Here is a 10935-nt window from a genome sequence, read left to right as displayed (position 1 = left end):
TTGCAAAAATCGATTTCGCATGGTTTCTCTCTCCAACATATTCCGGCTGGCATGAGTCCTGGGAGATGGTGGTATTCATGGTCCTGATTGCCGTGGTCTTCCTGGAATGCAAAAAGGATGGAGAACTCTAGCCAGTATAATGTTATCGACAGAAAACCCTGATTCTTGAAAGGAAAAGCCCTGCGTTAAGCGGGGCTTTTGAACTTCTAAGGCATCTTGATGCGGCAGACTCCGGCCACAAAGGCTGTCTTGTCATTGACAACGATGGCGCTATGCGATCGCCGCTGTTGTCTTGGTAGGCAATCGAGCACTCCGCTTTTGTAACGGAATACATTGGTGCATCAGGACATTAAAAACCGATAAAAGTCAGGGCAAAAGAATAGGTGGTGCCTTTGGTGGTGTTTTTACCGTACAGATCATTCGTGCAGCTCAATTCGCATCCCCACTGCTGGGAAAGCTTTATGCCGGCTGTCAGTTCCAGTTTGCCCAGCTCCACTTCATTGCCGTTGGCGTCATACGCGAGAGTGGCAACGTCGTCACCATTCCCCATGTCAAGGCTGCCATCCAGTTTGGCCCTGAGATAGATCATCTTGGTGACATCAACGCCGATTTCAGCCAGATATTTAAACTCATCAGCCGGGTCCTGGGTTCTCCAGCGGTAGCCGGTCTCAAGGTTGCAATAACCGGGAATCAACGGGTAGAGTGACCGTCCATACATAAGCCGTACTTCATAATCATCCTGAGCGTCTCCCAACTGAATCTCCAAGTCGCCTGTATGACGATGATCATAGGCTTCCGCCGTTTTCAACAGGCCCTGGAGAGACAATACGCCGATATCAGAGGAGAAAAACTGGTATTTGACCCCCAATTGAATATCGCCGATGCCATTGGTTTGGGCTGATTTTTCCACTGGTACCGGCGGGATGCCACCACGTTTGTACGTCCATTCAGCATTTTTTGAATCAATCGAAGCCAGCAGGGTGATGTTCTCCAGCAAGCCGTATTCCAGGTAGAGGGTGTACCGGTCTTCAATATATTCAAAGTGGCGCCCCCGGCCGTCGCCCGGTGATGAGGAACGAGTATCTCCATCCTCATCAAAAAATTTCTTAGCCTCATACTTGTTGTATGACAGCCGGCTGTAGAGTTTACCCTTGGGCATGGCCCAGGCACCGGCAAATGCCTTGGAACCTGGCACGACGATAAAGCAGACCAGAACAGCCAGCAGCATTAATTTGTTCATTTCCCCTCTCCCCTTTTTTGTATTATTTATAATGTGGATAACAAATGTACATCGAGATGTACTGGTTGCCTACCATCATGTCAAAATGTTAATTCCAATCAAAGAGGCTGGGTCGATAGGTAACAGCAATGGGCAGCAGGCTGCATCTTCGGCAGCCGGGGGAGACAGGTGCGGCAAAAACCATGGTGGCCGGGCTTTGGGATCTGTCGGGCCGCTTTTTCATGGGAATAAAGGACAGTCGGAGCCGATGCAGGTAGGATTGACGCCCATCTGCCGGCAGCGCAGCGGTGCCTCCGCATGCAATGAAAGGGGCAGCAGCGTTTGGGAGATTTCCGCGGCTTTGCGCAGGGCCAGCCAGGAATCTCGCTGACAGCATCGTGCGGCTTCCAGGGCGGCAATGTCCGCCAGGCAGGTTTGGGTGGCGTGCTGAATCTGCTGCCGGGCTGATGCTTTGAGCGGGGTTGACAGGAGAATAAGGCCGAAGGCGATTCCGACCCCCAATGCCGCGCCGCAGGCGCCATAGAATCCGCAGAAACCGCCCGGCACCTTGGCGCCACGGGAGATTCCGGTTCTGATGGTGTCAGTGGTTATCTCCCCCCCGAGATTTTTATAGGTTGCCAGGATAATTCCCGGGACCAGGGCATGATGCTCAGGGCCATGAACGGGTACTTTGGGATGGCTGCGAATCTGCTGCAGCAAAGCGATCATATCCGTTGCAGCGGTGGTGGTGCACAGATGTTCGATGATCTGCAGGGCATCTTCGCTGTGGCAGCGGTCGCAGACAAAATGTCCGGCCCGGCAAACGGCATTGGCCGCCAAACGTTGGCCGCAATAGTAGCAGATTTTTTCTTCATCGGCATTCAGATACAGAAGCGGTTCGCCACAGACCATGCAGTCCACCGCTCGCCGGCCAGCTTCCCCGGCCGGTGAGGTCGGCTTCTGCTGGTCGCTGAACGCTTCCGGCGGCAGAGCGCAGCAGGATTCTCCCAAATCTACATTGGTAACAAATCCGTGGTCATCAAGCCTGAAAATTTCTTCACCACACCCTGTCAGCAGGCTGTCAGGCAACTCATAGGTCATGCCGGCCGCCAGCAGGTGGTTGTCGGCGGCCAGGACGGCAGTAAAAGGACCACGATAGATCATTTTTACTGTTTTTCCCGGTTCCGGCTTCCGGGCCATGAAGGTCAGAGAATAAAAATGGTGCCCGTCCACAATCCGGTAGGGGAATCGTTTGAGAACCCGCAGATTGATATAGCCTGACTCCCGCAACAGACCAAAAAGATCTTTCTGGGTCATGGCGCCGGCGATGCATTCACCCCGCAGGGTTTCATCGCTGCGGATTTTTGGATCAGGTTCCGTTTCACACACCACGTCGGCAACCACCAGGCGTCCGCCCGGCTTTATGACCCGATAGATTTCACTGAATGTCCGTCTCTTGTTGGTTGACAGGTTGAGAACGCAGTTGGAGATGACGGCATCGGCGGTCTGGTCATCCAGAGGCAGATCCTCAAGGTAGCCTTTCGTGAAGGTCAGGTTGTCAAACCCCAGGTTTTTGCGGACCAGGCGGGCGCTTTTTTCAGCAAGGTCCAGCATTGGTTCAAGCATATCAATGCCGGTGACTTTTCCTTCCCGTCCCACCAGGCGGGCAGCAATGAGACATTCCACCCCGCTGCCGCTGCCAAGATCTACCAGATATTCTCCCGGTTCCAGCTCCGCATCAAGAACCGGGCTGCCGCAACCGTAGCTGCGCACTCGTGAGGCTTGAGGAATATGGGAGACGAGTTCAGCGGGATAATCCACCGGGTTGAGGATATCCTGGTTGGGAGATGCCGCCGCGCTGCTGTAGAAGGATTTAACGACCGCTCGGCTGTTGGGCTGGGTGAGGGAAAGCAGGCAATTGCTGTGCACCAGGGCTTCCCGGCCATGAGCACCGCAGCTTTCCAAAACATCACCCATCTTGAGCCTGAGACCCGGGCTGCCGCTGTCGGGCTGTCGTGCCGCTTCCCGGGTTATCAGCCACAGGGCCGTTTCTTCATAGAGGGGCCAATAGGGATCATTGCCGGAAAAGGTGCCGCCGTGCATGTAGCTGTGATCGGGATCGCCGCCGCCTAAGATAAATCGCAAAGGATGATCAAGCGTGGTTGCTGAAGCGTGGCGGACAGTGTCAAAGATCGGGCTGGTGCGCCAGGATGTTGCCAGATCGGCAGTTATTTCATGGCCCAGTTCCGGAATGCCGATCAGGGCCGGCGAAGGGTACAAACGTCGATCCGGACCGATGGCCACGGATTCCCAGGCGGAGGAGCCGGACCAGTGGATGGTTCCCGGAGGCGCAAAAATCTGGGTTTTCAGGGCTTCAAGGTTGTCGATGCCGATATTCAGTTGTGCCGCCCGGGCTTCTGCCGCCTGCAACTGGGAAAAGATCTTTGTCGGCAGCACGAAGGATTCGACCTGCCCACGGCCGCGGATAAAGTACCACATGAAGTGAACGTTGGCAGCGCCAACCTCAGCGGCCAGATCAATCATTGCCGGCATCTGCTGGAGATTGTCATCCGTGACGCACATGGAAAGGGTAAAGGGAACGGCCTGGCTGTTCAGCCAGGCAAGTTCCGTCATTAAGCGGACAAAAGCTCCATGGCCCCGGAAACGGTCATGGGCCGCACCGATACCGTCAATGCTGATCTGCAGATGAAAATTGGTTGCCGGCCAATGCGAAAGATCGTCGGCATAGCGCCGCAGCAGCAAGCCGTTGGTCAGAACCGCCACGTGGATGTCCGGCCCTGACAGCAGGTGGTTGACAATGGCGGCAAAGTGCTGGTGAACCAGCGGTTCCCCGCCGGTCAGGGCGAAAACCCGGCAGCCCAGGGCAGTCGCCTCATCGGCCAGGGGAACAATGTGCTCAATACTCAATTCTTCCTTTCTGCCGGGAGCACAGGAAAAAAGGCAATGGCTGCAAGCCTGGTTGCAGTTGTTGGTGATATGCAGCCAGCATTCCCGCAGATGATCTGTGGTTAACGAGGTGGGCAGCAGAGACAGCTCGACAGGTTGACTTTCCGGCAGCCGCTGCAGAAAAAGCTGGGTTTCGGGATCGGACGGCACGGGCGCTCCCTGAGCCAGAGCCCTCAGAAGCTCATCCCCGGCCCGATTGGGAACAAACCAGTCCGGTTTGTCACGATTGACATAAAGGGGAATGGCGTTTTTTCCCAGCCTGGTCCATTGCCGGGGATCGTATGGTGTCACTACTGGCGCGGTTGCCTTGATTTTGTTCAACATGGTTTCTTTTCCCTGTTTTGGCTCATGAAGGTCCGCTTGATGCCACTGCCCCCGAGGCGGAAGGCATGTCGGCAGCGAGTTGTTTTTGTTGGAAGCATCCTTGCTGTTGTGCTATGGGGGGTCATGAGTGATAAAATCATCATGTATGGCTGTTATCTGTTGGGAATCATGGTTCTGGCGATGATCAGCCGTTTTGCCAATGTTCCTTTCCTGACTGGCTATGGCTTGCTGCTGATCGGTTATGCCTTTATGGCACGCCGGTTATCAATCCTTTCCCATGGTGATCTTGCCTGGCTGATTGCCATTGCCCTGCTGGGCAGATGCCTGCTGCTGGCGAAAGCGCCCTTGCTCTCTGATGATCTGTACCGCTGCCTGTGGGAGGGGAAAATAATTCGTCATGGCTTCAACCCCTACCTGCTGCCTCCCGACAGTGACACGCTGGCATTTCTGCGGGATACCTATTATCCGTTCATCAATCATCCATCTTTGACTGCCATTTATCCGCCGCTCATGCTGGCTATCAACGCAGTGATCGGCTGGCTGTATTATTCGCCGGTTTTTTATAAAATAGTAATGACCGGTTTTGACCTGCTGGCAGTTACGGTGATGTTCTGGCTGTTATCTCGTGAGCATCTGCCCCGCCGCCGGATCATGCTGTATGTCATGCATCCGCTGCCGCTTATGGAGATTTCCTGGAGCGGTCATCATGAAGCAGTCATGGTGGCTGCTATGATGTTGACCCTCCTTTTGTTTGCCGGCCGCCGCTGGGGAGCAGCCGGCCTGGCGCTGGCCGCTGCCGTCCTGACAAAATTTGTGCCCTTGATCATGGTGGGTGAATGCCGCCGAAAAGGTTCACTGCTGGGGTTGGCAACGGTGATTGTTCTTGTCTATCTTCCCTTTGTTCTCACGGGTTCTTCCCCTTTTTCCTCACTGTCAACCTATGCCCAGCATTGGCAATTCAATGCCAGCCTTTATACGTTGGGGACCTTTTTTGTCAACAACCACCTGGCGCTGCGTTTTCTGCTTGCCGGCGGTTATGCCGTCTTCTGGGTTCTGGTGAATATCTACGAGCCCCGGAGGTATCGCCGTCAGGTCTGGCTTTTTTTCGGCCTGCTGCTGGTTTCCCCCACCGTGCATCCCTGGTATGGCCTCTGGCTGTTGCCGTTTCTCGTCCTGGAGCCGGTCCTCGAATTATTTCTTTTTGTTTCTTTCCTGCCTTTTTCCTATGTGGTCTTGGAGCGCTACCTCCAGGCAGGCATCTGGCAGGAGCAGTATCTGGTCACCGGGCTGATCTATCTGCCGGCCGGCTGGTACGTGGTAAAAACCCTTGGTGCACTGCGATTACGGCATCCCAGGCAATAAAACACCACTATTCTGGAGCAGCTGCCATCATCGTGCCTGGAACCGGGTCCGGCTTGTCATCACTTTTCCACCGGCAGATCTTCCAGTGCCCATTCCCAGAAGCCGTTGTCATAATTTTCCACCCGGGGATAACCCAGGTATTTCAACACCAGGTACAAAAATCCGGAGCGGACGCCGCCGGTACAGAGGGTGACGATGGTCCGGTCGCCCATCTCTTCGGGCATGGGAATCCCCTGGCCGGCGAGCAGCTGAAAGAGCTGCGGCCGTGCTTTCAAGCGATAGTCATCGGTGACCAGGTCTAGCCAGTGGAGGTGATAGGAGCCAGGCAGATGTCCACCGTGTTTTTCTCCATAGAGGACCGCGCCCTGGAACTCTTCCATGGTCCGGGTGTCAATGACCAGTGCCTGTCCCTGCTTTATCCGGGCAGACAGTTCGGCGGCTGAAAGTCTTGGAATCCGGCCTTCGACCGGAAACGTGCCTTCGCAGGACGGCAGGTTTCCGGACGGCAGCAATGCGCTGGGAAGTTTCAGCCGCTGCCATCCGGCAAAGCCGCCGTCGAGGACCGCCAGCTGCTGAAAACCGAGTTTTTCCAATAGCCAATACAGTCGACCTTCAGCCCCCCAGTTGTCCCGGTCGCCATAAAGAATGACCTGTTTTTGCGGACAGATCCCTTTTTCCTGCAATAGAGCGACAATCTCGGCATCATCCTTAAGAACGCAGGGCAGTTCATGCTGCCGGCGGCAGAGTCCGCCGCCACAACCACTGTCCAGATGGATGGCACCCTTGATGTGCCCTTTGAAAAAAGCGAACGTGCTGCGGGTGTCAATGATGACTATGTCATCAAGGTTATTCATTCTATCGTTGAGTGCTTCAGGTGACATGAACATGGCTGCCTGCGCTGGTGAACAGGGGATGAGCAGCAGGAGCAGCAGAAACAGCCCAAAGAGGGTGACCGGTGCTTTCATGACTGCTGCCCCCTCTTCTTTCTGATTGCCAGGACCAGAATATTCAAAGCGATGATCAAAAGAATGCCGATGATGAATTCTTTTGATATTCTTCCCTGGATGAGGTCGATAAGAGAACTGCCGAAGACGACGTAGGCAATGCAGGCCGGCAGCATGCAGATAAACGAGGTGAGGATGTAATGGCTGGTCTTTACCGTGGTGATGCCAAAGGCATAATTGAGCAGGTTAAAGGGAAACAAGGGAATCAGCCGCGTAAAGGCCACCAGCTTCCAGCCTTCCTGTTCGACTCGTTCGTACAAGTGTTCCAGTTTTGTTCCTTTGATTTTCTGGGAAATCCAATCCTTGATCAGGTAGCGGGCCAGAAGAAAGGAGATGGTGGCGCCGATGGTGGCTCCGATAATGGCATAGACTACTCCCCAGACGGGGCCGAAGAGGATGCCTGAAACCAGGGTCAAGGGCAGGCCGGGGAGAAAAAAAGCCGGCGCGACGGCATAAAGAGCCATGAAAAATAATGGTGCCCAGCCGCCGGTTCGCTCCAGAAATGCCTGCAAGGCCTCCTGGTTGAGGTGCTGGCTGAGGTTGAACTGTCGGATGGCGACCAGAACCGCGGCGACGAAAAGGAGAAAAATCAGGGGTTTTAGATGTTTTTTCATCTGTAGTATTTCTCGAGTAAAGGGATGTCGGGGCATCTCCGGAAAAGATTATTTATTTTTCCGCCCATGAGATATGAAGGTGCATTTGAGGGAAAAACGGTTGACCCAGGTTTTCCATGCGGGGGTGGCCATTGTGGTTTCAAAAAGCAGGTCGAGAATATGCTCGACGTCCACGCGATCGTTGGCCAGGAAATCCCGGCAGGCGTAGCAGTAGACCACCAGCGGCTGGTCGGTCTCCTGCAGTCTTTTTGCTTTCATGGCCGCCGGCAGGCTGGGGTCGACATGGCAGACGCCGCCGCCTTCGCCGCAGCACAGAGCATTCTGCCGTTCGTGGGGCATCGACATGACCTCCGCCTGCCCCTGCTTGATCAGGGTGCGGACGTCTTCCTGTACTTGTTTGTTATAACGTAAAACGCAGGGGTCATGAACCGCATAGCGCCGCTCCGGCAATGATTTCCGGCTGCTGGGCGCGGCTGCCAGGTAGCGATATACCGGTGTCGTTCGCAACGGGGAATAGGCGTTGAACACATCCGTACAGCTTGGGCACAAGGTGATAACCTCTTCCACGCCGTTATCCTGCAGCTTTTTGATTTTACCGGAGAACCGGGTGTTGAAAAAGTGCTGCCGGCCAAGATCATGGGAGATCTTCAGGCAGCAATCCAGCACGATGCCAATCGGTTCCCCAAGCTCCTGTTCCAGAAACGCATGCAGCTTTTTGATCGTCGCCGGATTCTTGCCGATGGCGCCGCAGCCGGGGAAGATGACTCTCCTGGCCTCAGGCGGGATGGCGTAGGCGGTAAACAGCCGGGAGTTGACCATCGTTTCGTAACGCAGCAACCCCTGGTGCGCTTTCAGGGGGCCCTGCTGCCGCTGTACAGCCTGCCGGCGTTGTTCAAGAAAATAATCCTTAATCCGGATGTTGACCGGACAGACGGTCTGACATCTGCTGCACAATGAGCAGGAATAAGGGATGAGGGGGTCAAAATGAGCTGCCAGCTGTTGGTCGATGGCCCTGGGATTGCCATACCGCTGGAGAAAAGAGCATGATTTGGTACACTTATCGCATTCGATGCAATCCTGCAGCAGTGGGTGCGGGGTGCTCATGCTGTTCTTCCGCCGTGGATGATGGCTGCAGCGTTGTGGTAAAAACTGAAGACGGCGCTCATCATAAAACCGACAAAAAAGAGCAGCAGGAATGGGAGCAGGAGATATTTATCCATGACGGCCACCACCAGCATAATATGGAGAAAATAAAAGCCCATCATAAGTTCCAGAATGGGAATAGCCATCATCCGACAGTGGTAGGTTCCCGGTCTCCAGACAGCCTTTTTGCCGGTAACATCGAGTTTTGGCGTGCGGATAAAAGGGGTTTTATGATGAACAAGGGCTTCCAGCGCCGCTTTCGCGTTGTTGATTGCCAGGCCGACACCCATGGCCATGGTTAAAGGCAGCAGAATAACGGTTGTCCGCTGCAGGTTGCCGCTTTCTTTTTGCGCCGCCAGAAAGAAAATGGCAACCGTGAGGAAGGAGCAGAAAAACAGCGGCAGATCCAGGGTCAGGAGAAGCTGCCATTGAAGGTCAAAGCGCCCGAGTACCGACGGATACATGAGGAGGGCCAGGAGCACAACCAGCACGTAGGCAAGATTGCCGGACAAGTGATAGATCGCTTCAATTTTCACTTTCCATGGTTGTTTGCTGGTGAGAATGGGGAAGGCCAGTTTGGTCAACGTTTCCACCGAACCTTTGGCCCATCGGTGCTGCTGAGTTTTGAAGGCATTGATGTCAACCGGCAGCTCGCTGGCTACCGTTACATCGTTCAGGAAGATAAAGCGCCAACCCCGCAGTTGGGCCCGATAACTGAGATCAAGATCTTCGGTCAGCGTGTCATGCTGCCAGCCGCCGGCATCAACAATGGCTTCCCGGCGCCAGATGCCGGCCGTACCATTGAAGTTGAAAAATCTTCCGGACAGGAAGCGAGCCGCATGTTCAATGACAAAGTGGCCGTCGAGCAGTAATGCCTGGATTCTGGTAAGCAGAGAGTAGTTGCGGTTCACATAATCCCAGCGGGTCTGTACCATGCCTACCTGCGGATCGGAAAATTGGTGGATGGTTGCGGTGAGAAAATCTGCCGGAGGGATGAAATCAGCGTCAAAAATGGCGATGAATGCACCCTTGGCCTTTCCCATTCCGTATGCCAGGGCTCCGGCCTTGAAGCCGGTCCGTGACTGACGCTGCAGATGATGAATATGAATCCCGGCGGCTTTTTTGTGCTGAACTATCTGCCGGATGATGTCCGAGGTCTCATCGGTTGAGTCATCCAGCACCTGGATTTCCAGCAGCTCGTTGGGATAGTCAAGGCTGCAGCTGGCTTCAATCAGGCGCTGGACAACATATTTTTCATTATAGACCGGCAGCTGGATAGTAACTGGCGGCAAGGGTTGCAGAAGAGGCGGATCGCTGCGAAATGAGCCTTTTTTACGATAGTAAAGGACAACCAGGAATAAACGGTGCAAACAGAATATGGCCAGACAGGTAAGAACCAGATAGTAGGCTTTGACGGACCAGGGCAAGGTGGTCAGGTGATGCATGGTAAAGAGATATCTTTCTCGGCAGTATTTTTTGCCTGGTATGCATGAATATTTTGTATGCTAAAAGACGCTATCTACAATTTTTTTTACTGGGTGTCCAATAGGTAATATGAATAGCAATGTTGCTTACCATTGGGATGAGTGATGAAGTCGTCATCCCGGCAGTAAAAATTTTTCCTTAAAAATAGTGGATAGAATTTTGCAACCGGCCAGTACCGTGCCTTTTACCGTCCCGCTGATTTTTGATTTGCCGATGCGCTGGCGGTAAGATACGGCCACCTCCCTGATCCGCAGTCCCTTTTTGACAGCCCTGATCTGCATTTCCACTGTCCAGCCAAAGGTCTGATCCTGCATCTGCAAACTCATGAGGCTTTGATAGCGAATAGCCCTGAAAGGGCCAAGGTCGGTAAACGTGGCATGCCAGCACCATTGGATCAGTTTGCTTGCCAGCCAGTTGCCGAACCGGGCCTGGGGCGTCAGGGCCGAACGCCCGGCTGGATATCTGGTTTGGGAACCGATGACAAAATCGGCTTCGTTAGTGCGAATGGGATCGAGGAGCAGGTCGATTTCGCGGGGATAATCACTATAATCGCCATCAAGAAAAACAACGATTTCAGGTTTTTCCTTTTGTTTCGCCACGTGGTTCATGCCGCGTAAGCAGGCGCTGCCATAGCCTTTCCTTGGCTCGTGAACCAGGGTGATCTTGGCTTTCAGGACGGCTTCCTGGGTACCGTCGGTGCTGCCGTTGTCGACGACTACAATTCCCTGATGTGTAAAAGTCAAGGACCTTCCTTACAGTTGAGCCTCTTGGGCAAAAGGTGATTTACGCTGCCGAATCGGTCAGTTCAAATTTTTTG

At 54.0% G+C, this 10935-nt stretch carries 8 protein-coding genes; 1 reads left to right on the top strand and 7 read right to left on the bottom strand.

Going from position 1 to position 10935, the window contains the following annotated elements; genetic code table 11:
* Nucleotides 1–349: 349 nt before the first annotated feature.
* The gene (locus JXO50_05775) at nt 350–1240 is read right to left on the bottom strand and encodes a hypothetical protein (protein ID MBN2332599.1); all 891 of its coding nucleotides are present in this window, start codon (nt 1238–1240) and stop codon (nt 350–352) included.
* Between the two features lie 219 nt (nt 1241–1459).
* Nucleotides 1460–4510, bottom strand: a complete 3051-nt coding sequence (locus tag JXO50_05770; protein MBN2332598.1) for a methyltransferase domain-containing protein — start codon at nt 4508–4510, stop codon at nt 1460–1462.
* A gap of 123 nt (nt 4511–4633) precedes the next feature.
* Here JXO50_05770 and JXO50_05765 point away from each other — a divergent pair, with 123 nt between their 5' ends.
* Entirely contained in the window at nt 4634–5872 is a 1239-nt protein-coding gene (locus tag JXO50_05765; protein MBN2332597.1) for a hypothetical protein, read from the top strand.
* A 59-nt stretch (nt 5873–5931) separates the two neighbouring features.
* Here the strand turns inward: JXO50_05765 and JXO50_05760 are convergent, their stop codons facing one another.
* The 5 genes from JXO50_05760 to JXO50_05740 form a co-directional block, all read right to left on the bottom strand.
* Nucleotides 5932–6837 carry a sulfurtransferase gene (locus JXO50_05760; protein ID MBN2332596.1) on the bottom strand — a complete coding sequence of 302 codons (906 nt, stop codon included), beginning with the start codon at nt 6835–6837 and terminating at the stop codon, nt 5932–5934.
* A complete protein-coding gene (locus JXO50_05755; protein ID MBN2332595.1) occupies nt 6834–7490 on the bottom strand; it encodes a TVP38/TMEM64 family protein in 657 nt (218 codons plus the stop codon). The genes JXO50_05760 and JXO50_05755 overlap by 4 nt, the downstream gene beginning before the upstream one ends.
* A 48-nt stretch (nt 7491–7538) precedes the next feature.
* Complete coding sequence (locus tag JXO50_05750; GenBank protein ID MBN2332594.1) at nt 7539–8594, bottom strand: (Fe-S)-binding protein; 1056 nt, start codon at nt 8592–8594, stop codon at nt 7539–7541.
* The gene (locus JXO50_05745; protein ID MBN2332593.1) at nt 8591–10078 is read right to left on the bottom strand and encodes a glycosyltransferase family 2 protein; all 1488 of its coding nucleotides are present in this window, start codon (nt 10076–10078) and stop codon (nt 8591–8593) included. Before JXO50_05745 ends, JXO50_05750 begins: the two co-directional genes overlap by 4 nt.
* Before the next feature lie 153 nt (nt 10079–10231).
* Nucleotides 10232–10861 (bottom strand): glycosyltransferase family 2 protein, encoded by a 630-nt coding sequence (locus tag JXO50_05740; protein ID MBN2332592.1) that lies wholly within the window; start codon nt 10859–10861, stop codon nt 10232–10234.
* Nucleotides 10862–10935: the final 74 nt, after the last annotated feature.

The organism is Candidatus Anaeroferrophillus wilburensis (genome assembly GCA_016934315.1).
GTDB classification, from domain to species: domain Bacteria; phylum Desulfobacterota; class Anaeroferrophillalia; order Anaeroferrophillales; family Anaeroferrophillaceae; genus Anaeroferrophillus; species Anaeroferrophillus wilburensis.
This window is presented reverse-complemented; position numbering and strand designations above follow the sequence as displayed.